This is a genomic window from Mesorhizobium sp. M0052, from assembly GCF_040323255.1.
Lineage (GTDB): Bacteria > Pseudomonadota > Alphaproteobacteria > Rhizobiales > Rhizobiaceae > Mesorhizobium.
The window spans coordinates 273,912-296,519 of sequence record NZ_JAMYUS010000004.1; the positions used below are offsets into that span (position 1 = coordinate 273,912).

The following is a 22,608-nucleotide window of genomic DNA, read 5'->3' on the forward strand; positions in this document are numbered from 1 at the left end:
GCGCTGAAACGGATTCATGCGACCCGCTTTAGCTCTTTGTTTGATTCATGTCGTGGTCCCAGAACCGCGGCACACTTCTGGGCGACATGCATTGAACCCTACTCGGCCGCCGAGGCCAGCGGCCTGACCCTGGCCATCATCGAGCGCAGCACGGCCGGCTTCAGCGGCTTGTTGATCACAGGCACGTCCAGCGCAGCGGCGGCAGTGCGGACCTCGGTGGAACGGTCGGCGGTGACCAGCACGGCTGACAGGTCACGGCCGTGGACGTCACGCAGCCGCGCGATCATGTCGAGGCCTGTTCTGCCATCGAGATGATAGTCGGCCAGCACGATGTCGGGACGATCGGCTCTGTCAAAATCCTCCAAGCCCGAAAACGTGCCGACGCTGCAGCCCCAGCCTTCGAGCAGAAGCCGCATGCCATCGAGAATGCGCGCGTCGTTGTCGATGCACATGACGCGCAGGCCGGCCAGCGAATTCGCGGTGCGGGCAGGCGCCTTCGGCTCGACCTCGCGCCGCGGCGCCTCAACCGCCGCAACCGGCAGGATAACGGAAAAGCGCGTACCCTTGCCCGGGTTGGAAAAGATCTGGATCTCGAGCCGCAGCACCCGCGCGATGCGGTCGACGATGGACAGGCCAAGGCCGAGACCTTCGGCCTCGCGCACGCCTTCGTCCAGCCGGGTGAACTCGTTGAAGACCGTGTTCAGCTTGTCGCCGGCAATGCCGATACCAGTGTCGATCACCTGGATCTCGGCGAGTTCGCCGTGCCGTCGCACGCCGACCAGGATGCGGCCATGGGGGGTGTATTTGATGGCGTTGGAGACCAGATTCTGGATCAGCCGGCGCAGCAAGTTGCGGTCCGTCATCACGCTGAGCGACGAGGCCATGATCGTCAGATCGAGTTTCTTTTCGGCGGCGAGCGGCTGGAAGTCGTTGCCGATCTGGCGCAGCAGCCCGTCCAGGCGGAAGGCGCTGTCGTCCGGCTTCATTGCACCGGCGTCGAGGCGCGAAATGTCGAGCACGGCGCCCAGGATCGTCTCGACCGATTCCAGCGAGGATTCGATGTTGACGGCAGCCTTGCCCGCCGGCCCCTTGCCGGCTTTTTCGATCAGCGACGAGCAGTAGAGCCGGGCGGCGTTCAAAGGCTGCAGGATGTCGTGGCCGGCGGCGGCGAGGAAGCGCGTCTTGCCCAGATTAGCCTCCTCGGCCAGCATCTGCGCCTGCGCCAGCTCCTCGTTGACCCTAGTCAGTTCGATGGTCCGCGTCTTGACCCGCTGCTCCAGCGATTCATTGGCCCGCTTCAGCGCCAAATCCTGTTCGACGCGTCCTGATATGTCGGCATAGGTGGCGACGATTCCGCCGTCCGGCATCGGGTTGGAGCGCAGTTCGAGGATACGGCCACTGGTCTTCAACTCCATCTGCCATGGGCTGACGAAGCTGGTCAGCCGGTTGAGCATCGCCACGCGCTGGTCGGCCGGAATATCGCCGCGCTCGGCGAGGTGGCGCAGGATGCGGTCGAGCGAGACGCCGACCTGGCCCATCTCGTCGGGCAGGTCGAACAGCGCGCGATATTGTCTGTTCCAGCATATCAGACGAAAATCGCGGTCGAATACGGTGATGCCCTGCTCCATCTGGTCGAGCGCGATCTGCAGCAGGTCGCGATTGTGCTGCAGCGCTTCGGTGGCGTCGTCGAGCAGGCGAAAGGCGTCCTTGGACTCGCGGTCGTTGCGGCGAAACAGCAGCGACAGGATCAGCCGCGCCGAAGACGAGCCGACCGCGCTCGCCAGCAGCTGCTCGGAAAAGCGGATGACATCCATGCTGGCCTGCTCATTGCCGTGCAGCGAGACGCCATTGCTTTTCTCGAAGGATTGGAAGGAGCGCTCGGTGCGCTCGACGCCGAGGTAGCGCGAGATGGTGTCCTTCAGCACGTTGACGGTGATGGCGGTGCGGAAGCGGCGCAGGCTGGGCATCGGGCCGGATTCGCGCGGCACGAAGATCGACGCCTGGATCCGCTCCAGCGGCACTGACGCGCGCGACAGCGAGCCGAGCACGAAGAACAGCGTGTTGACCGACAGGCTCCAGAGCACGCCGTGGTTCAACGGCTCGGCGACGGTGCCGAACAGAGCCTGCGGCCGCAGCGCCTCGAAACCGAACAACCCCTGCACGACGATGTCCGCGTCGGCTGCCGAGAGCGACGGCAAAAGCAGCGTATAGCCCCAGACGAGGATGCCGGCGACCATGCCAAGGGCCGCGCCGCGGCCATTGGCGCCCCGCCAGATCAGCCCGCCGATCAGCGCCGGCGCGAATTGGGCGATTGCCGCGAACGACATCAGGCCGATCGACGACAGCCGCGCCGAGTTGGTGCTTTCGCGGTAGTAGAGGAAGGCAATGAACAACAGGATGAAGATGGCGCCGCGCCGCACGTTGAGGATCAGCGTCGACCAATCCTCATTCTCCGAGGTCGTGGTCTTGAGCAGGCGGCGCACGAACAGCGGGATGACGAGGTCGTTGGAGATCATGATCGACAGCGCCACGCTTTCGACGATCACCATGGCGGTCGCCGCCGACAGCCCACCGATGAAGGCGGCCATGGCGAGGAAGTCATGGCCGCCGAACAAGGGCAGCGCCAGCACATAGAGGTCACTGGTGGTTTTGGTGCCGACCAGCGCCAGGCCGGCGAAGGCGATCGGCAGCACGAACAGGTTTATCGCTACGAGATAGAGCGGGAACACCCAGGTCGCGGTGCGCAGTTCGGCCTCGCCGCGGTTCTCGACGATGGTGACGTAGAACTGGCGCGGCAGCATGATGATGGCAAAGCCGCTCAGGCAAGTCAGCACCAGCCAGGTGGCGAGCGAGGTGTCGTAGCCCATGGCCTGCCGCACCTGGCTGTTTTCGGCCAGCTTGTCGATCATGTCGCCCGGGCCGCCGAAGATCAGGAAGGTGACCATAAGGCCGATCGCCAGGAAGGCGGCGAGCTTGACCACGGTTTCGACCGCCACCGCCAGCACCAGCCCGTCCTGGTGCTCGGTGGCGTCGGCATGGCGGGTGCCGAACAGCACCGCAAACAGCGCCAAGAGCATGGCCACCACCAGCGAGATGTCGCTGACGAAGGGATCGAAGGAGGGCGGCGATCCCGTATAATGCTCGACCATCAGGCCGACCGAACCGGAGATCGCCTTCAATTGCAGTGCGATATAGGGCACCGCGCCGATGGTGGCGATCAGCGTGGCGATCGCCGAGACGGCAAAGCTCTTGCCATAGCGGGCGCCCAGGAAGTCGGCGATCGAGGTGATCTTCTCGCTCTTGGCCAGCCGCACGATGCGATTGAGCAGCGGAAAGCCGAACACGAACACCAGCACCGGGCCGGTATAGATGCCGAGAAATTCGAGGCCGCGCTCGGAGGACAGGCCGACCGAGCCGAAAAAGGTCCAGGAGGTGCAGTAGATGGCGAGGCTGAGTGCATAGATGAAGGGCCGGGCGCGGCCGGGTCCCGACGCCGTCGACCGCCGGTCGCCGAGGCTAGCGATGGCGAACAGCAGCGTCACATAGGCGACGGCAATGATGACGATGAACCAGCCCTGCACGGCCCGAAAATCCTCCTCGGCCAGTTTTCACCCCGGCCTGCCCAGAGGCAATCACAGCTCTAAGGTCAAGTCCATCGCGGCTTTCGGCGCATGGTCGCGACGCCGCCCTGTCGAACCGTGAACCAAGGTAAGGAGAAAGCGGTGTTTTCCAGCTTTTGCTTCTGTTGCAACCGCAGGTTTTTGTTATGGTGCGCACGGGCCGACGCCGGAGGGACGGCGGCAGCGCGGTCCGTCATGACAAGGAGGGTCGAATGCTGAAAGAATTCCAGGAATTCATTTCCAAAGGAAATGTGATGGACCTTGCGGTCGGCGTCATCATCGGCGCGGCCTTCAGCAAGATCGTCGATTCTCTTGTCAACGACATCATCATGCCTTTCATCGGCGCACTTGGTGGCGTCGACTTTTCCAACTACTTCATAGGCCTCTCATCAACAGTGCATTCGACCAATCTTGCCGACGCGCGTAAGGAAGGCGCGGTGTTCGCCTACGGCAATTTTATCACCGTGGCGCTGAATTTCGTCATCCTGGCTTTCATCATCTTCCTGATGGTCAAGGCCGTGAACAACATGCGCAAGCGGCTCGAGCGGGAGAAGCCGGCCGCACCTGCGGCTCCGCCACCGGCCGACGTCGCTTTGCTCACCGAAATTCGCGATCTCCTCGCCAGGAAATAGACAAGGCCAGATTTCTGGACCAAAACCCCGGTCGTTCGCGGCCGGGGTTTTCTGTTGCCGCATCTGCTAAGAGCATCCGCCAATGCATGTCGCCCACAAGTGCGCAGCGGTTCTGGATAATGACATGCATCAAAGCAGACATCAAAACGGACCTGTTCATGACCCTGATCGATAGCTTGCGCGCCGAAGCGGTGGCCGCCCCCGAAAGCGGCATTGTCGCCGTCGTCAATTACGGCCGTACGCGCGAGGGCATGATCCCGCTCTGGGCCGGTGAAGGCGATTTGCCGACGCCTGCCTTCATTTCGGAAGCCGCCGCCAAGGGGCTCGCCAATGGCGAGACATTCTATACCTGGCAGAAAGGCATTCCGGAGCTGAGGCAAGCGCTTTCCCGCTACTATGCCAGGCATTTCGGCAAGAGCTTCGCCGAAGAGGAATTCATCGCCACCGGTTCCGGCATGCATGCCATTCAGTTGGCGTTAGCCGCGGTCGCCGGCAGCGGCGACGAGGTGGTCTATCTCTCCCCGGCCTGGCCGAATTTCGCCGCCGCCGCCGGTATTTCCGGCGCTACCCCGGTTGCGGTCACGCTCGACCAGTCGGGCAATGGCTGGTCCTGCGATGTCGACAAGATTGCGGCTGCGGTGACGCCGCGCACCAAGGCGCTGTTCGTCAACACGCCATCGAACCCCACCGGCTGGACGGCCGATAAGGAAACGCTGCAGGCGATCCTGAATCTCGCCCGCCAAAAGGGCCTGTGGATCATCGCCGACGAGATCTATTCGCTGTTCCACTACGGCCACGGCCGTGCGCCGTCCTTCCTCGACATTTCGACCTCGGAAGACCGCATCCTGTTCGTCAACTCCTTTTCCAAGAACTGGGCGATGACCGGCTGGCGCGTCGGCTGGATCAAGACCCATCCCGAGCTGCAGCAGGTGTTCGAGAACCTGATCCAGTATTCGACCTCAGGCGTCGCCCAGTTCATGCAGCGCGGCGCCGTCGCGGCGCTGGACCACGGTGATGCGTTCATCGTCGAACAGGTTGAGCGGGCGCGAAAGGCGCGCGACCTGGTCTGCGATATTCTCGGCGCAACCGGCAAAGCGCGCTTCACCGTGCCGCAAGGCGCGTTCTATTTGTTTTTCACGGTCGACGGCATCACCGATCCGCGCCGGGCTGCTTTCGACATCGTCGACAAGGCCAATGTCGGCCTGGCGCCGGGCACCGCCTTCGGCCCTGGCGGAGAGGCGTTTTTGCGCCTGTGCTTCCACCGCCGCCTCGACCAACTCGAGGAAGCGGCACACCGGCTGGCGGGATGGATGAGGACGGTTTGAGGTGAATGGGCGGCGGCTTCAGCCGCCCGACTTCGGCACAAGCAGCGGCACAATCCGGTCGCTCTTGGCGACAGTGGGCCGTCCGGCGGAGCCGTAAGGAATGCCGAGCGCATCCCATGTCTCGATCAGCGCGCCCTGAAGTCCCGCAATCAGCGCATCGGTATGGAACGGCGTCGGGGTGATGCGCAGCCGCTCGGTGCCGCGCGGCACGGTCGGATAGTTGATCGGCTGGATGTAGATGCCGTGCACGCCGAGCAGACGGTCGCTGGCCATCTTGCAGAGTTCGGGGTCACCGACCAGCACCGGCACGATGTGTGTCGGCGATTCCATCACCGGCAGGCCGGCTGCAGACAGAACCTCCTTGGTCCGCGATGCCTGCTGTTGCTGCGCATCGCGCTCGGCTTGCGAGCGCTTGAGGTGACGGATGGAGGTGGTGGCGGCGGCAGCGATCGCCGGCGGCAGCGCCGTGGTGAAGATGAAGCCCGGCGCATAGGAGCGCACCGCGTCGATGACGGCGCTGTTGCCGGCGATATAGCCGCCCAGCGTGCCGAACGCCTTGGCCAGCGTGCCTTCGATGATGTCGATACGGTCGGCCAGCCCCTCGCGCTCGGTGATGCCGCCGCCGCGCGGTCCGTACATGCCGACGGCATGGACCTCGTCAATATAGGTCATGGCGTTGTAGCGTTCGGCCAGTTCGACGATCTGCTTGATCGGCGCGATGTCGCCATCCATCGAATAGACGCTCTCGAACACGATCAGCTTGGCGCGTTCGCGGCCCGCCACCTGCAGCAGGCTTTCGAGATGCGCGACGTCGTTGTGGCGGAAAATCTTCTTTTCGGCGCCCGAGCGCCGTACGCCTTCGATCATCGAGGCATGGTTCAACTCGTCCGAAATGATCAGGCAATTGGGCAAAAGCCGCGCAATGGTCGAGATCGAGGCCTCGTTGGAGACGAAGCCGGAGGTGAAGACCAGCGCCGCTTCCTTGTCGTGCAGGTCGGCCAGTTCCAGCTCGAGCTCGACGAGCGGGTTCGAGGTGCCGGAAATGTTGCGGGTGCCGCCGGCGCCCGAACCCATCTTGCCGGCTGCATTCTGGAACGCGGCAATGACATCGGGGTTCTGGCCCATGCCGAGATAGTCGTTGGAGCACCAGACGGTGATTTCCTCGGCGCGGCCGTTTGAACGCCAGATGGCGCGCGGAAACTTGCCGACAATGCGCTCGAGATCGGCGAAAACCCGGTAGCGCCGCTCGGCGTGGAGCTGGTCGATCGCTTCCTCGAAGAACCGCTGATAGTTCATGTCGCCTTCCCAGTTTTGCGCGGGATCATAATCGTTGGGCCATTCGTCGTCCACCGGGCCGTTTTGGTCAAAATGCCACGCCCCAAGCCTGTTCCTAACGACCCCGGATCGTGGCCTATTCCCTTGATGTGGATCAATTTTGTTTCCGTACGATGCCACAGGCCGGTGAGACTGTTACGGATTTAACATTCAGGCGTTTCTAATGGCCTTGCCGCAGGCTTTCCAGTAAGGCGGTGATTGAGACAGTTTCCGATAAATCATGAGTAAAAGAGGACGCGGATGACGGTTTTGGTAACGGGCGGCGCCGGCTATATCGGCAGCCACATGGTCTGGGAACTGCTGGATGCCGGCGAGAGCGTCGTCGTTCTCGACCGCCTTTCCACGGGCTTCGAATGGGCGGTAGCGCCGGAAGCCAAGCTTGTCGTCGGCGATGTCGCCGATAGGGAATTGGTCGGCCAGATCATCCGGGATAACGAGGTCGACGCGATCATCCACTTCGCCGGTTCCATCGTGGTGCCGGAATCGGTTGCCGACCCGCTCGCCTATTACGAGAATAACACCTCCAAGACCCGCACGCTGATCGAAACCGCGGTGCACGAGGGCGTGCCGCATTTCATCTTCTCCTCGACCGCCGCCGTCTATGGCGGCGCCGGCCTGGAGCCGGTGCGCGAGGATGCCCGCCTGGCGCCGGAATCGCCCTACGGCCTGTCCAAGCTGATGAGCGAATGGATGCTGCGCGACGCAGCGCTTGCGCATCCCTTGCGCTACACGGCGCTGCGCTACTTCAACGTCGCCGGCGCCGATCCCAGGGGCCGGACGGGGCAGTCGACGCCTGGCGCCACGCATCTGATCAAGGTCGCCTGCGAGACCGCGCTCGGCAAACGCCCCTTCATGCAGGTGTTCGGCACCGATTATCCGACGCCGGACGGCACCTGCATGCGCGATTATATCCATGTCAGCGACCTGGCTGCGGCGCACCGGCTGGCGCTGCAGCGCCTGCGCGCCGGCGGCGGCAGCCTCGTCGCCAATTGCGGCTACAGCCACGGCTATTCGGTGCTCGAGGTCATCGACAGCGTGCGGCGCGCCTTCGGCCGGGATTTCGAGGTCAAGATGGGCGACCGGCGCCCCGGCGACGCCGCCGCCGTGGTTGCCAATTCGGACCTTGCACGCGCTGAACTCGGCTGGACCCCGCAACGCGACGACCTCGACCAGATCGTCGCCGATGCACTCGCCTGGGAGCGTATCCTCACCGGCAAGAACTCCGCGCGGGGCTGAGCCGGGCACTTCCGAGGGCTCGCAAGGCGCGCGGCGAAGCGCTATTGAAGCAATGGCGGTGCGGCGTGGAGGCGCTGTGCCGCGAAGAGGGGGTGGCATGAAGATAACGGTGCTTGGAGCCGGCGTTGTCGGTACCGCGGCCGCCTATTATCTGGCCGCCGACGGCCATGAGGTCACCGTGATCGAGCGCCATCCGGCGCCGGCGCGCGGCACCAGCCAGTCCAATGCCGGTCTGGTGTCGCCGGGCGACGCCACCGCCTGGGCCTCGCCGGCGGCGCTGAAGACCTTCCTGCGCGCGCTCTGGAACCATGATCTCGGCATCAAGGTCAGGCTGCGCTTCGATCCTTATTTCCTCGCCTGGAGCCTGCGTTTCCTGCGCCAGTGCACCGTGGCCCGGCTGCGCGCCAACAGCCAGGTCAAACTGCGCCTGGCGCTCTATTCGCGCGACTGCATCAACGCGCTCTCCGACGCCACCGGCATCCACTATGACGAGCGCAAGAAGGGCATTCTTTATTTCTTCCGCTCGCAGCACAGCCTCGACACCGGCACCGACAACTACCAGTTTCTGGCGAAGCATGGCCTGCCGATCGAGATAGTGGGCCGCGACCGGCTGGTCGAACTTGAGCCCGGGCTCGCGGGCGTGAAGGAAAAGATCGCCGGCGGCGTTTATTCGCCGATCGACCAGACCGGGGATTCCAGGATATTCGTCGACGGGCTCGCCGCCTATGCGGCCGAAAAGCTTGGCGTCAGATTCCTGTTCGACACCACGATCGAGGGGCTCGACATAGAGGGCGACTGGGTGCGTGCGGTCATGACATCGGCCGGCCCGGTGACGGGCGACGCCGTCGTCATCGCCATGGGCCCCGAGAGCGGCCTGATCGGTCGCCGCTACGGTATCGACCTGCCCGTCTATCCGGTTAAAGGCTATAGCGCGACCATCCCGCTGGAGGACGAGAGCAAGGGACCGACCATGGGCGGCGCCGACGAGGACCGGCTGGTTGGTTACTCCAGGCTCGGAAACCGCCTGCGCATGTCCTCGACAGCCGAGTTCACCGGCTTCGACCGCAGCTTCAAGCTCAGCGACTTCAAGTCCATGCTGAGCACCGGCAAAGACCTTTTCCCCGGCGCTTTCGACGAGAAGAAGGCGCTGTTGTGGGCAGGTCTGCGACCTATGATGCCCAACTCGGTGCCGGTCATCGGCAAGGCGAAATACAAGAACCTTTACCTCGACACCGGCCACGGCCATGTCGGCTGGACCATGGCCTGCGGCTCGGGCAAGTTCCTGGCCGACCTCGTCGCCGGCCGCAAGCCGGAGATCGACCCGCAAGGGCTGGTCTACGGGAACTGAGGGAGCTCTAATCGTCGTGTTGGCATCGAGTCCATTCGTCGTGCACCCATTCGGCAAGCCATCCGCGCTCAAGCTGGCCAATCTGTGCCAAGTTTTCCTGCCTGGAGGTCAAATGGCCGAGACCGATAACTTCGAAATCTCCACAGTCCGCGGGATGATCATGTTCGCCGCAGGTCAGTTGCCACTCACCATCGAAATGATGAACGACCAGCGTCACCGGCCTCTCCGATCGAAAGACGTGCCCACATACAATTGCTCTGGTTTCCAACATTGAGGCCGTCACTGCGCAAAGTTTGACAAATATCGTACGACGATCTGGAAGATGCATCTGGCTGACAGATTCTACAAACCCTGAGTGACGAAATGTCGGGACCGCAAGTCGCTATCGACCTTGGCCGCATCGAGCGCAACGCCCGCACCATCGTCGAGCGCTGCGCGCTGTCCGGCATCAAGGTGTTCGGAGTTACGAAGGGCACATGCGGCATGCCGCAAGTGGCGCGGGCCATGCTGCGCGGCGGTGTTGCCGGCATCGCGGAATCGCGCTTCGAAAACATCCGCCGGCTGCGCGACAGCGGCATCAATGCGCCGGTCATGCTGCTGCGCAGCCCGCCCATGGCGCGCGTAGAGGAGGTCGTGCGCACCGTCGACATCAGCCTGCAGTCGGAACTGACCACCATCCGCGAGATATCGCGCATTGCCGAGCGCATGGGCCGCGTCCACGATATCATGCTGATGATCGATCTCGGCGATCTCCGCGAAGGCATCTGGCCAAGCGACCTGATCCCCACCGTCGAGCAGATCCTACAATTCAAGGGCGTGCGCATCGCCGGCATCGGCACCAATCTCGGCTGCTTCGGCGCCATAATGCCGACGCCGGAGAACCTTGGCCAACTCGTCGCCCATGCCTACAAAACCGAGCGCCTGTCCGGCAAAAGCCTCGACTTCATTTCCGGCGGCGCCTCGTCATCGCTGACGCTGCTGCTCGAAGGCAAGCTGCCGCCCGGCATCAACAATCTGCGCGTGGGCGAGGCGATCCTGCAAGGCGGTGTCGAAACCTTTCGCGACGTGCCGTGGCCCGAACTCGAACCCGATGCCTGCCGGCTGACCAGCGACATCATCGAGGTCAAACTCAAGCCTTCGCGGCCGATCGGCACATCCGGCTACGACGCCTTCGGCAACCAGCCGGTCTTCGCCGACGAGGGCGACCGGCTGCGCGCCATCGCCAATATAGGCCGCGAGGACGTGCTGGTCGAAGGGCTGACGCCGATCGCCAAGGGGGTGAGGGTGCTCGGCGCTTCCAGCGACCATCTGCTGCTCGATGTGCAGGATGCCGATCCGCGACCTACCGTCGGCGACCGTGTCGCCTTCCGAATGAATTATGGCGCCATGCTTCTGGCGATGACCTCGGAATATGTCGAGAAGGCGCCGATGCACGACGTCGCGGATTTCTCCGGCCGCAAGATGGTGTCGATCTCGGCCGAACCGGAAGCCGGCGGGATTATCGCCCGCGAGGGAACCGGCGCGCGTCTGGAGGCAATGAATTTCGACGTGGTCGAACTCGCCGACGTCGAGCGGCCGCCCTCGGGCCTCGTCCGTCTCGCCGCCGGCGCAGATCGCCGTATCGCCCACAAGGCGCTGACCGCAACGGCGCGGGCGACGCATTCCTTTGGCCTGATCTGGATCGATTCCCTCGCCGCCCTGATGCCCGAGGACGAGGAGGCCGAAGACATGCCTGAAGTCTCGGTGCTGGCCCGCGCGCTCGGTCTCGATCACAAGCCCGGCGCGCTGCAGCCGCAGCTGTCGCCGGAAAATGTCGTCATCGTGGGCCTGCGCCATGCCGATCCGGCGGAGGCAAGGGTGCTCAAGGATTCGCGTGTCTCGGCCTTCACCATGACCGACATCGACGCCATGGGCATGCGCGACCTCATGCATGAGGCGATCCGCATCGCGACGTCGGGCACGCAGGGCTTTCACGTCAGCTATTCGCCGACGGCGACCGAATTTACCGGCTGGGCTGCGGGCTCGGGCGGGCTGACGGTGCGCGAGACGCATCAGGCAATGGAGGCGATCTCGCTGTCCGGCGGTCTGCTGTCGATGGATGTTTCCGGGCTGACCGCCGGTCTGGAGCCGCGGATCGGCGCCGACGCCGTCAACTTCGTCATGTCGGCCTTTGGGAAGCGGATTTTGTGATCAGCCTTGCGCGTCGACTGCCGCGCCACGCGGTGACATAGGCCGCCCAGACCGGGTCGGTCTGCGGCTCAATTCTTTCGCCCTTGCCGTGCGTCACTGGCTGATCGAATGCGAGCAGTGCCGCGCCGATGCTGGTGCCGGTGGCCGCCTCGGAGGCGATGACGATGCGCGCGGTCGCTGCCGCCAGCATGCCGACAAAGAGCCGGTTGCGAGCAAACGGTCCTTCCACGGTGGTCGGGCCGTCGGCGCCGATCAGCTCGAGGCAGGTCGCCGTCATCAGTGCCAGATAGAAGGAAATGGCGGCGAACCGCTCGCCTTTGCTGATGCCCTCGGCACCAAGCCATGCCGCGGCATGGTGCGGGAACGGTCCTGATCCCTGCTGGGTAGAAGGCAAAAGCAGCATCTTTTTTGTCAGAACGGCCAGCACCTCGCTGCCGCTGCAGTCCTGCGGCTTGTCCTTGGTCAGCTGGGAAAACTCGCGGCCACCCATGAACCGCGCCGAGGGGACGGGAGCGCCAAGCGCGCTGACATTGACCAGCGTGTCGCGCGCAGCATCGAGCGCAATCTCTCTGCCGCCGACCGCCATCGATACCACCCAGGTGCCGGTCGAGACGACCGAGAAGGGCGGCTCGTCGGACAGAAGATGCGGCAATAGGGAGGCGTTGGAATCGTGCAGGCCACAGAATACCGGCGTCTGCGGATCGAGCCCGGTGCGCGCGGCAAGCGCCGGCAGGATCGGGCCGAGCTGGTCCCTGGCCGGCCGCACCGATGCCATCAGCCTGCGCCAATCCAGCCTGTCGACCATCGAGGAAAAGTCCGCCTCCCAAGGGCTCCACAGATCGGTGTGGCAGCCGAGCGAGGTCACCTCGTTGGCGGCAACGCCGGTCAGGCGCAGCGCCCAGTATTGCGGATACATCAGCATCGCGGCGGCCCTGGCGAATTCGGTGGGAAAACGCTTCTCAAGCCAGAAGAATTGCGCACCGAGATTGAGGCCGAGCGGCAGGCGCGGCGTCCCAGTCTCAATGAAGGGCGGACGGATCGCACTATACTCTGTAGCCAGCCTGTCGGGGCCGTCGAACTCATAGTCGAGGACAGGCAGCACCAGTTCGCCCGCTGCGTCGACCAGCACGCCGGTCGCACCATGCGTGGTGATCGAAATCGCTTCGATACGCTGTTCGCGGTTGAGGCTGGCAAGGCTGTTGAGGATGAACGTCCACAGCGCCTCGACATCGTGATGCGGGTAGGGCGCTTGCCGCAGCGGCGCGTTCGCCATGCGGCGCAACCCCACTTCGCTCAACGTGACGAGATCGACCAGCGCGACCTTGGCGTTGGTCTTGCCGATGTCGATGACGGCGATATGGCGCAGCCCACTCATGCCAAATGGAACATTGTTTCCAGGGGGATGGCCACCGGTTGGTTGTCCGGCCTGGTCTCCATGATGTCGGCCATGTGCGCCCACCAGCGCTGCATCACCGGGTGCTTCGGCAGGTCGGCCATGCCATGGTCGTCGCGCCGCCACAGCACGCCGAACAGGATGTTGGTGTCTTCATCGAGATGGATCGAATAATCGGCGACGCCGGCCTCTCTCAGCAGCGCCACCAGCGACGGCCAGATCTCATCGTGGCGCTTTTTGTACTCGGCTTTCATGCCGGGTTTGAGCTGCATCTTGAAGGCGTATTTCTCAGGCATCAGCCGTTACCACGCAGCCGCCGCCAGACGATCGGCAGCGCGATGACGACGATCAAGAGCAGGCCGATGAAGATCGACATGACGATGCCGGGCACGTTGAGCAGGCCGAGGCCGAAGGTCACCAGCCCCATGATAAAGGCGGCGAGCACGACGCCAACAATGCTGCCGGAGCCGCCCAGAATGCTGACGCCGCCCAGCACCACCATGGTGATGACCTCAAGCTCATAGCCCTGCGCGATCGACGGCCGCGTCGAGCCGAGCCGCGAGGTGATCAGCACCGAGGCCATGCCGGCCATCAGCCCGGTCAGGCAAAACAGGATGAATTTGATGCGGCCGACACGAACGCCGGAAAACTGTGCCGCGACCGGATTGTTGCCGATGGCAAAGACACGGCGGCCGAAGCTGGTGCGATGCAGCAGGAACCAGTAGGCGACGGCCGCGATGAGGAAGAGCACCAGTTCGAACGACACCACCCACCAGACATAGCCCTGGCCGAAGAAAGCAAAACTCTCGGGATAGCCCTTGTAGGCCTGGTCACCGAGGATGATGAAGGCAATGCCGCGAAACAGGCTCATCGTGCCGATGGTAACGACGATGGACGGCAGGCCGAGCCTCGTCACCAACAGGCCGTTGAAGGCGCCGCAACCGAGCCCGACGACGATGCCGATAGCCACCAGCACCGGCGTGTCGGCGCCGGCCTGTACCGCCATGCCCATCATGGTCGAGGCGAGCGCGATGATGGCGGCGACCGACAGGTCGATCTCGCCCGAAATGATCAGCAGCGCCATGGCGAAGGCGATCAGGCCTTTCTCGGTGAAATTGAAGGTCAGGTCCGACAGCGAATAGGCATCGAGGAAATAGGGCGATGCGAAGCTGTTGATGGCGAAGATGGCGACCGCCACGACGACCAGCAGCGCTTCCCAGGAAAAGATCGCCGAGGAGAGCGGCTTGTCGAGCCGGTCGGGAATGTGGCGCGGGGCGGGGGTGTCGGTCATGCCGCCTCCGCCTTCCTCAGAATGATCCGCCCCTGCTGACGTTCGCCACGCGCGTTGAGCACGACGGCCAGGATGATGGCGCTGCCTGAAATCGCCATCTGCCAGAAGGGCGAGATGTTGATGACGGGCAGCGCGTTGGAAATGATGCCGAGGAACAGCGCCCCTAACACCGCGCCCCCGACCGAGCCGATGCCGCCGGCAATCGAAATGCCGCCGATGACGCAGGCGGCGATGATGTTGAGTTCATAGCCGTTGGCGACCTCGACCGAGGCGATGACATAACGAGAAATCCAGAGATAACCGGCGAGCCCGCCGATCATGCCGGAAATGCAGAAGACGATGAATTTGGTTCGGCCGACATCGATGCCGGCATAGACCGACGCCGTCGGGTTGACGCCGATGGCATAGATCGAACGGCCAAGCGCGGTTCGCGTCATCACCACGAAGAACAGCGCGATGACCAGTATGGCGATCCAGGACAGAACCGGAATGCCCAGGAAAGCTGCGCGCTGGAAGCCGATGAACTCAGGACTCATCTTGTCGGCATTGACCCATGCGCCGCCGGACAGGACGAAGGTGGCGCCGCGATAGATGGTGAGCGTGCCCAATGTCACCACGATCGAAGGGATGTTCAGCCGCCACACCAGCAGGCCGTTGATGGCGCCGAGCACCAGTCCGACGGCCAGCGCAATGACGATCAGCAGCGGGATCGGGATCGCCGGATGCGCGGCGTTCAGCATCGCCACCACCATGCCGGTGAAGCACAGGTTGGAGGCCATCGACAGGTCGATCGAGCGGGTCAGGATGACGACCATCTGTCCCAGCGCCAGGATCATCAGGATCGAGGTGTCGTTGAACACCTGGGCGAGATTGCCGGGGTCGGCAAAGGCCGGGAAACGCGTCGAGATCACAGCAATCAAAACGACGATCGCCGCTGCCAGCCAGATCTCGCGGTATTTAAGGAGAGCCTTCATGCCGCGATCCCCGCTGCCGTCCGGACCAGCGTTTCGGCGTCCAGCCCCTTATTATCGTAGACCGCCGCAACCAGCCCTTCGCGCATGACGACGACGCGGTCGGACATGCCCAGAATCTCCGGCAGTTCCGACGACACCATGATCACCGACAGGCCCTGCGCGACGAGCTCCGCCATGAAGCCGTGCACGGCGGCCTTGGAGCCGATGTCGATGCCCTTGGTCGGCTCATCCAGGATGATCACCTTGGGCGCTGTCGCCAGCCATTTGGCGATGACGATCTTCTGTTGGTTGCCGCCCGACAGCGTGCCGACATCCTGGCTCAGCGACGAGGCGCGCAGGTCTAGCCGCTCGGTGTAGGAGCGGGCGAGCGCGAATTCGTCCGACAATCGCAGCAGGCCGGATTTGGAGGTGCGCTTGAGCGAGGGAAGCGAGACGTTTTGGAAGATCGGCAGGCCGATCACCACGCCCTGCTTGCCGCGCTCCTCCGGCACGTAGACGATGCCGGCTTCGATGGAATCCGCCGCCGATTTCGGCGTGATCACCTTGCCTTCCAGCGTGATCGTGCCGCCCGATATGCGGGTGATGCCTGAAATCGCCTGCATCACCTCTGACCGCCCGGCGCCGACCAGGCCATAGAAACCGAGGATCTCGCCCTCGTGCAGCTCGAAGCCGATATCGCTGAATTCGGTCGGGTGCGACAGGCCGGATACAGACAGCACCGGCGCGCCGATCTCGGCCTTGCGTTGCGGGAAGATGTGGTCGACCGAGCGGCCGACCATCATGCGCACGATCTGGCTCTGGCCGGCATCCTTTATAAGGCCCTCGCCAACCATCTCGCCGTCGCGGAACACGGTGTAGCGATCGGCGATCCGATAGATCTCGTCGAACTTGTGGCTGATGAACAGGATCGCCTTGCCTTCCTCCTTGAGGAATTCGATCAGCAGGAAAAGCTCCTCGATCTCCTTCATCGAAAGGGCTGCGGTCGGCTCATCCATGATGACGATCTGCGCATCGATCGACATCGCGCGAGCAACCGCTACCAGATGCTTGTTGGCGATGCCGAGGTCTTTCAGCCGCGCATCGGCGTTGATATGGCCGGCATGCATGGTGTCGAGCACTTCGCGCGCGTGTTTTCGCATGGTGCGCCAGTCGATGGTGCCTAGCCGCGTGCGCGGCGCATGGCCGAGAAAAATGTTTTCGGCGACGCTCAGATCGTCGAACAGCACGGTTTCCTGATGAATGGCGGTGACGCCGTGGCCGAAGGCGGCATGCGCGCTGGGCAGGGTGACGGCCTGGCCGTCAATGCTGATCGTGCCGGCGTCGGGCTGGTAGATGCCGGTCATGATCTTGACCAGCGTCGACTTGCCGGCACCGTTTTCACCGATCAGCGCCGTAACCTGGCCGGGGTAAAGCGACAGGCTGACATTGTGCAGCGCGCGCACGCCGGGAAAGCTTTTGGAGACGCCGGACAGCGTCAGGCGCGGGGCAGGACCCGTGGGCTCCTCCTTCGCAATGCCGTGCTGGGCTGTCGTGTCCATATCCGTATCAAGCCCTGAAACAAGGTCCGTTTAAAGTCGCGGCGGGATTTTGGTCCCGCCGCGCTTGGTCCGAGACGTCCGAGATCAATAGATCTTGGAGAACTTTTCGATGTTGGACTTGTCGAACTGGAAGGGCGGAGCCATCGCAGCCGAGTTGCTGTCATCGAGCGTGACCTTGCCGACGCGGCCGATCGACAGCGTTGCGCCCGGCTTTGCCTCTTCCTTCTTCACCGCCAGATCATGAGCGAGGTAGACGGCGGAGTAGCCGAGGTCGATCGGATTCCAGAGGGCAACCGCCTGGCTGGAACCGTTGTCGATGAACTTCTTGAACTCCGACGGCAGCGCCAGACCCGTGACATTGACCTTGCCGATCAGGTTCGCGTCGGTGACGACCTGGGCAGCGGCAACGACGCCGACGGTGGTCGGCGCGATGATCGCCTTGAGGTTCGGATAGGATTTCAGCAGGCCCTTGGCTTCGTCGGTGCTCTTGGCCGAATCGTCATCGCCGTAGACGGTGGCGACGAGTTTGATCTTGGGGAATTTCTCCGGCAGGATCTTCTTGGCCGCGTCGATCCAGGCGTTCTGGTTGGTCGCGGTCGACGAAGCCGACAGAATGGCGACTTCGCCGCCTTCCGGCAGATAGTCGGCGGCCAGCTTGATGATGGTCTCGCCGATCAGGCCGGTGTCGGACGGGTTGAGATGCAGCTGGCGGCCTTCCTTGGCGACGCCCGAATCCCACGAGATGACGGTGATGCCGCGCTCCATGGCCTTCTTCAGCACCGGCACCAGCGCGTCGGCGTCATTGGCCGAAATCGCAATGGCGTTGACCTTCTGCGCGATCAGCGAATTGACCACTTCGATCTGCGCTTCGGCGGTCGCCTTGGTCGGGCCGGTGTAGATGATGTCGACATCGCCGAGTTCCTTGGCCGCCTCTTCGGCGCCCTTATTGGCGGCGTCGAAGAAGCCGTTGCCGAGCGACTTCGCCACCAGCGCGATCTTGACGTTCTCGGCATAGGCGGCATTCACGAACATGGCGGCCGAGAACGCGGCCGTCACCATCAATTTCTTCAGAAAGCTCATCGTATTTCCTCCCTTGAGCGTTGCATTCCATCGTCGCTGCGGTTGGCCTCAGGCCTGCAGCGAGGATTCTTCCTTTGCCGACTTGCGGGCGACGATCAGCGTCACACCCGCGGCCTCCAGCATGTTGGCTTCGCGATCCTCGATGCCGTCATCGGTGATGACGGTGGCGATGCGCTTGAGCCCGCACAGGATCAGGCTCGAGCGCTGGCGGAATTTCGATGAGTCGACCAGCACCACCAGTTCGTCGGCCTGGTCGATCAGTTTCTGCTCCGCCTGGATCAGCAGCGGGTCGCCTTCCATCAGGCCAAGCGGCCCGAGCCCTTGAGCGCCCATGAACATGCGGCGCGCGTAGAAATTACGCGTCACGTCATTGTCGAAGGGCGAGAGGATGATGTTCTGCTCGCGGTAGATGGTGCCGCCCGACAGCATGACGGTGTTCTTCGAATGCTTGAGCAGGTGCTCGGCGATGGGGAACGAATTGGTGAAGATCGGCATGCGGCGTCCGGTCAGGAAATGCACCATCTGGAAGGTGGTGGTGCCGCCATTGATGATGATCGGTTCGCCGTCCTTGCACAGCTCCACCGCTTCGCGCGCAATCGCGCGCTTCTGCGAAGCGTTAAGCGTTTCGTTGACGGAAAAGGGCCGGCCGGCGAGGCCGATGAACTGCGGTGGCGAGATCGCCTCGGCGCCGCCACGCACGCGACGCAGGCGCTTTTGCACATGAAGAGCCGCGATATCGCGCCGGATCGTCGCCTCGGAGGAGTCCGTCAGGTCGACCATCTCCTGCACCGTCACCACAGGCTTTTCCTGGACGGCGGACAGAATGATCCTGTGGCGCTCTTTTTCGTGCATGGTTCCTCCCTGCATGGTCATGAGGCACTAGAAAACCACCAGTGTCAATCATTTCCGCTCATATAATTTCATTGTGCAGTGCAATATGATCGATCTTGATCGTTTATGATTGACAACCGAGATGCTTGCGTAGACATTTCCGGCAAAATGGACCGCGCCTTTTGCGTCCAGGGAGGATAATCATGCTCGACAAGCGCTCCGGCTCGCGCCTTGCCAACCTTTGGGACGATGCTAAAGCCAAGGGGCTGAGCGAGCCTGAGCTTCTGGTCTATCGCTCCAACACGCTCGGCTCCGACAAGCGTGTCACCAATTATGGCGGCGGCAACACCTCGTCCAAGATCCGGCAGAAGGACCCGCTCTCCGGCGCCGAAGTCGAAGTGCTATGGGTCAAGGGCTCGGGCGGCGACAGCGCCTCGATCAAGCTGGACGGTTTCGCCACGCTTTACATGGACAAACTGCAGGCGCTGAAAGGCCTTTATCGCGGCGTCGCGCATGAGGACGAGATGGTGGGCTATCTTCCCCACTGCACCTTCAATCTCAACCCGCGCGCGGCCTCGATCGACACGCCGCTGCACGCCTATGTGCCGAAGCCGTTCGTCGATCACATGCATCCCGATGCCATTATCGCGATTGCCGCGGCCAAGGATTCCAAGGCGTTGACCAAGGAGATATTCGGTGACGCCATCGGCTGGCTGCCGTGGAAGCGGCCGGGCTTCGAACTTGGCCTCTGGCTGGAGAAATTCTGCGTCGAACACCCCGAGGCCAAGGGCGTCATCCTCGAAAGCCACGGCTTGTTCACCTGGGGCGACACACCCAAGGAGTGCTATGAGACGACGATCTCGGTCATCAACCAGGGGATCGAATGGTTCGAGCGCCGCTCCGAGGGTCTCGCCATCTTCGGCGGCGAAGTCGTCAAATCGCTAGACGCCGCTGAGCGCCGCGCCATCGCGGCGAGACTGATGCCGAGGATCCGCGGCCTGATTTCGGAGAAGAGCCACAAGCTCGGCCATTTCGACGATTCCGCCGCTGTGCTCGAATTCGTCAACTCCAGGGATTTGCGCCCGCTGGCGGCACTCGGTACCTCATGCCCGGATCATTTCCTGCGCACAAAAATCCGCCCGCTGGTTATCGAGTTCGACCCAGCGAAGCCCGACGTCGAAGCCGTGATTGCGCGCCTCGCCGACGATATTGCTGAGTACCGTGTCGGCTACCAGGCCTATTACGACAGCTGCAAGCATCCGGACTCGCCCCCGATCCGCGACCCCAATGCCGTGGTCTACCTGATGCCCGGCGTCGGCATGTTCACCTTCGCCGGCGACAAGGCCACCGCCCGCATCTCTGGCGAATTCTACGTCAACGCCATCAACGTCATGCGCGGAGCCTCGACCGTCTCGTCCTATGTCGGCCTGCCGGCGCAGGAGGCCTTCGACATCGAATACTGGCTGCTCGAGGATTTGAAGCTGCAGCGCATGCCGAAGCCGAAGTCGCTCGCCGGCCAAATCGCGCTGGTCACCGGCGGCGCCGGCGGCATCGGCCGCGCCACCGCCAGCCGGCTGCTGCGCGAAGGCGCCTGCGTGGTGCTGGCCGATATCGACGAGGCCGCACTTGCCAGCGCCAATGACGAACTGGCGAAAGCCTATGGCAAGGACTTCGTCCGGCCGGTGCTGATCAACGTCACCGCGGAGGAGCAGGTGATTTCCGGCTTCGCCCAGACAGCCGTCGAGTTCGGCGGCATTGATATTCTCGTCTCCAACGCAGGCCTCGCCTCCTCGGCGCCGATCGAGGAGACGACGCTGGCGCTGTGGAACAAGAACATGGACATATTGTCGACCGGCTATTTCCTGGTCTCGCGCGAAGCCTTCCGGCTGTTTCGCGCCCAGAAGATCGGCGGCAATGTCGTCTTCGTCGCCTCCAAGAACGGTCTTGCCGCGTCACCCAACGCCGCCGCCTATTGCACCGCCAAGGCGGCCGAAATCCATCTCGCCCGCTGCCTGGCGCTGGAAGGCGCGGAAGCCCAGATCCGCGTCAACGTCGTCAATCCGGACGCCGTGTTGCGCGGTTCGAAGATCTGGACCGGCGAGTGGAAGGAACAGCGCGCCGCCGCCTACAAGATGTCGACCGACGACCTCGAAGAGCACTACCGCTCGCGCTCGATGCTGAAGCGCTCGGTGCTTCCGGAAGACATTGCCGAAGCGATTTATTTCCTGGCGTCCGACATGTCGGCCAAATCCACCGGCAACATCATCAACGTCGACGCCGGCAACGCGCAGAGCTTTACGCGCTGAGTTAAGGGCGGAGCGCTTCTCTTCTCCCCGTCACTATACGGGGAGAAGGTGGCCCGAAGGGCCGGATGAGGGGCAGCGCTGACTGAACGCATTGGGAGGAATAGCACTTGTCCGAAACCATCATCGCCGCCGATCTCGTCTCCAGCCACAACGCCCAGCGCAAACCCGACCTCGAACGCGACTACGCCTCGCTCGGGGAACGCCTCGACCGTCGCGGCATCGCCATCGACGCCATCCGCGGCAAGGTCGAGAAATTCGCCGTCGCCATTCCGTCCTGGGGCGTCGGCACCGGCGGCACACGCTTTGCCCGCTTTCCCGGCGCCGGCGAGCCGCGCGACATTTTCGACAAGATCGAGGACTGCGCCGTCATCAGCCAGCTGACGCAGGCGACACCGACCGTCTCGTTGCACATCCCGTGGGACAAGGCCGATCCGAACCGGCTGAAGCAGGCCGCCTCGCGCTTCGGCCTCGGCTTCGACGCCATGAACTCCAACACCTTTTCGGATGCCAGGGATCAGACGCTCTCCTACAAATTCGGCTCGCTTTCGCATGCCGATGCCGGCACGCGCCGCCAGGCCGTCGAGCATAATCTCGAATGCATCGAGATCGGCAAGACGCTGGGGTCCAGGGCGCTGACAGTGTGGATCGGCGACGGCTCGAATTTCCCCGGCCAGGTCAATTTCGCCAAAGCCTTCGAGCGCTATCTCGACGCCATGAAGGAGATCTATGCCGGACTGCCCGCCGACTGGAAACTGTTCACCGAACACAAAATGTACGAGCCGGCTTTCTACTCCACGGTCGTGCAGGACTGGGGCACCAATTACATGATCGCCAAGGAGCTGGGCGACAAGGCGTTCTGCCTGGTCGACCTGGGCCACCATGCGCCCAATGTCAACATCGAGATGATCGTGTCGCGGCTGATCCAGTTCAAAAAACTGGGCGGCTTCCATTTCAACGATTCGAAGTATGGCGACGACGATCTCGATGCCGGCTCGATCGATCCCTATCGGCTGTTCCTGGTCTTCAACGAACTGGTTGATGCAGAGCTTTCCGGCGCCGAGGGTTTCGATCCCGCCCACATGCTCGACCAGAGCCACAACGTCACCGACCCGATCGAAAGCCTGATGCTGTCGGCAGTCGAGGTGCAGCGCGCCTATGCGCAGGCGCTGCTGGTCGACCGCAAGGCGCTCGAGGGTTTCCAAGACGGCAATGATGCGCTGATGGCGACGCAGACTCTGAAAGCTGCCTACCGCACCGATGTCGAGCCGATCCTTGCCATGGCGCGGCTGAACACAGGCGGCGCCATCGATCCAGTCGCCGCATATCGCGCGGCGGGCTACCGGGCGAAGGTCGCGGCGGAACGGCCGGCGGTTGTGGGCGGTTCAGGCGGGATTGTTTGAGATTGGCTAATCTCCACCACAGGGGGGAGATCAGCTTGCCTCTGCCGGCAGGCGAACACCAATATGTGTTCGCTCATATTGATGATGGACTCGGCCGCTCCATGTAGCT

The 22,608-nt window shown here is 63.2% G+C and carries 17 protein-coding genes; 7 read left to right on the forward strand and 10 right to left on the reverse strand.

The annotated features are described in order from the left end of the window. Window positions 1-98: 98 nt before the first annotated feature. The gene (locus tag NKJ77_RS07140) at window positions 99-3,581 is read right to left on the reverse strand and encodes a PAS domain-containing hybrid sensor histidine kinase/response regulator (RefSeq protein WP_352534666.1); all 3,483 of its coding nucleotides are present in this window, start codon (window positions 3,579-3,581) and stop codon (window positions 99-101) included. A gap of 251 nt (window positions 3,582-3,832) precedes the next feature. Between NKJ77_RS07140 and mscL the strand changes: the two genes are divergently transcribed. After that, window positions 3,833-4,252 (forward strand): large conductance mechanosensitive channel protein MscL, encoded by a 420-nt coding sequence (gene mscL, locus NKJ77_RS07145; protein ID WP_023681933.1) that lies wholly within the window; start codon window positions 3,833-3,835, stop codon window positions 4,250-4,252. 158 nt (window positions 4,253-4,410) lie between these two features. Further along, window positions 4,411-5,577: a pyridoxal phosphate-dependent aminotransferase gene (locus NKJ77_RS07150; protein WP_352534668.1), complete on the forward strand. Its 1,167-nt coding sequence runs from the start codon at window positions 4,411-4,413 to the stop codon at window positions 5,575-5,577. Window positions 5,578-5,595: 18 nt separating this feature from the next. Here the strand turns inward: NKJ77_RS07150 and hemA are convergent, their stop codons facing one another. Continuing rightward, window positions 5,596-6,873 carry a 5-aminolevulinate synthase gene (gene hemA, locus NKJ77_RS07155; protein WP_023831982.1) on the reverse strand — a complete coding sequence of 426 codons (1,278 nt, stop codon included), beginning with the start codon at window positions 6,871-6,873 and terminating at the stop codon, window positions 5,596-5,598. 279 nt (window positions 6,874-7,152) lie between these two features. Here hemA and galE point away from each other — a divergent pair, with 279 nt between their 5' ends. Together galE and NKJ77_RS07165 are read left to right on the forward strand one after the other, a co-directional pair. Next, window positions 7,153-8,148, forward strand: coding sequence for a UDP-glucose 4-epimerase GalE (gene galE, locus NKJ77_RS07160; RefSeq protein WP_023831983.1), 996 nt, complete (start codon window positions 7,153-7,155; stop codon window positions 8,146-8,148). Between the two features lie 97 nt (window positions 8,149-8,245). Continuing rightward, window positions 8,246-9,496: a D-amino acid dehydrogenase gene (locus NKJ77_RS07165; RefSeq protein WP_023831984.1), complete on the forward strand. Its 1,251-nt coding sequence runs from the start codon at window positions 8,246-8,248 to the stop codon at window positions 9,494-9,496. 7 nt (window positions 9,497-9,503) lie between these two features. On the opposite strand, the gene NKJ77_RS07170 is transcribed toward NKJ77_RS07165, so the two are convergent. Then, entirely contained in the window at window positions 9,504-9,713 is a 210-nt protein-coding gene (locus tag NKJ77_RS07170; RefSeq protein ID WP_031195626.1) for a hypothetical protein, read from the reverse strand. A 146-nt stretch (window positions 9,714-9,859) separates the two neighbouring features. On the opposite strand from NKJ77_RS07170, the gene NKJ77_RS07175 reads away from it, so the two are divergent. Next, the gene (locus tag NKJ77_RS07175; protein ID WP_023699528.1) at window positions 9,860-11,686 is read left to right on the forward strand and encodes an alanine racemase; all 1,827 of its coding nucleotides are present in this window, start codon (window positions 9,860-9,862) and stop codon (window positions 11,684-11,686) included. Here NKJ77_RS07175 and NKJ77_RS07180 read toward each other — a convergent pair. The 7 genes from NKJ77_RS07180 to NKJ77_RS07210 form a co-directional block, all read right to left on the reverse strand. Next, complete coding sequence (locus tag NKJ77_RS07180) at window positions 11,655-13,061, reverse strand: FGGY-family carbohydrate kinase (protein WP_352534671.1); 1,407 nt, start codon at window positions 13,059-13,061, stop codon at window positions 11,655-11,657. The genes NKJ77_RS07175 and NKJ77_RS07180 overlap by 32 nt on opposite strands. Continuing rightward, window positions 13,058-13,375 carry an L-rhamnose mutarotase gene (gene rhaM / locus NKJ77_RS07185; protein WP_023715347.1) on the reverse strand — a complete coding sequence of 106 codons (318 nt, stop codon included), beginning with the start codon at window positions 13,373-13,375 and terminating at the stop codon, window positions 13,058-13,060. The genes NKJ77_RS07180 and rhaM overlap by 4 nt, the downstream gene beginning before the upstream one ends. Next, window positions 13,375-14,370: an ABC transporter permease gene (locus tag NKJ77_RS07190; protein ID WP_023831986.1), complete on the reverse strand. Its 996-nt coding sequence runs from the start codon at window positions 14,368-14,370 to the stop codon at window positions 13,375-13,377. Before NKJ77_RS07190 ends, rhaM begins: the two co-directional genes overlap by 1 nt. Continuing rightward, window positions 14,367-15,344, reverse strand: coding sequence for an ABC transporter permease (locus tag NKJ77_RS07195; RefSeq protein WP_023730988.1), 978 nt, complete (start codon window positions 15,342-15,344; stop codon window positions 14,367-14,369). Before NKJ77_RS07195 ends, NKJ77_RS07190 begins: the two co-directional genes overlap by 4 nt. Then, window positions 15,341-16,882: a sugar ABC transporter ATP-binding protein gene (locus tag NKJ77_RS07200; protein ID WP_023730989.1), complete on the reverse strand. Its 1,542-nt coding sequence runs from the start codon at window positions 16,880-16,882 to the stop codon at window positions 15,341-15,343. The genes NKJ77_RS07195 and NKJ77_RS07200 overlap by 4 nt, the downstream gene beginning before the upstream one ends. Before the next feature lie 84 nt (window positions 16,883-16,966). After that, window positions 16,967-17,962 carry a rhamnose ABC transporter substrate-binding protein gene (rhaS, locus tag NKJ77_RS07205; RefSeq protein ID WP_352534674.1) on the reverse strand — a complete coding sequence of 332 codons (996 nt, stop codon included), beginning with the start codon at window positions 17,960-17,962 and terminating at the stop codon, window positions 16,967-16,969. A gap of 48 nt (window positions 17,963-18,010) precedes the next feature. After that, window positions 18,011-18,814 (reverse strand): DeoR/GlpR family DNA-binding transcription regulator, encoded by an 804-nt coding sequence (locus NKJ77_RS07210; protein ID WP_023669662.1) that lies wholly within the window; start codon window positions 18,812-18,814, stop codon window positions 18,011-18,013. A gap of 182 nt (window positions 18,815-18,996) precedes the next feature. Between NKJ77_RS07210 and NKJ77_RS07215 the strand changes: the two genes are divergently transcribed. Then, window positions 18,997-21,099 carry a bifunctional rhamnulose-1-phosphate aldolase/short-chain dehydrogenase gene (locus tag NKJ77_RS07215; RefSeq protein WP_023831987.1) on the forward strand — a complete coding sequence of 701 codons (2,103 nt, stop codon included), beginning with the start codon at window positions 18,997-18,999 and terminating at the stop codon, window positions 21,097-21,099. Between the two features lie 107 nt (window positions 21,100-21,206). Next, window positions 21,207-22,499, forward strand: a complete 1,293-nt coding sequence (gene rhaI, locus NKJ77_RS07220; protein ID WP_023726817.1) for an L-rhamnose catabolism isomerase — start codon at window positions 21,207-21,209, stop codon at window positions 22,497-22,499. The last annotated feature ends 109 nt before the right edge of the window (window positions 22,500-22,608 follow it).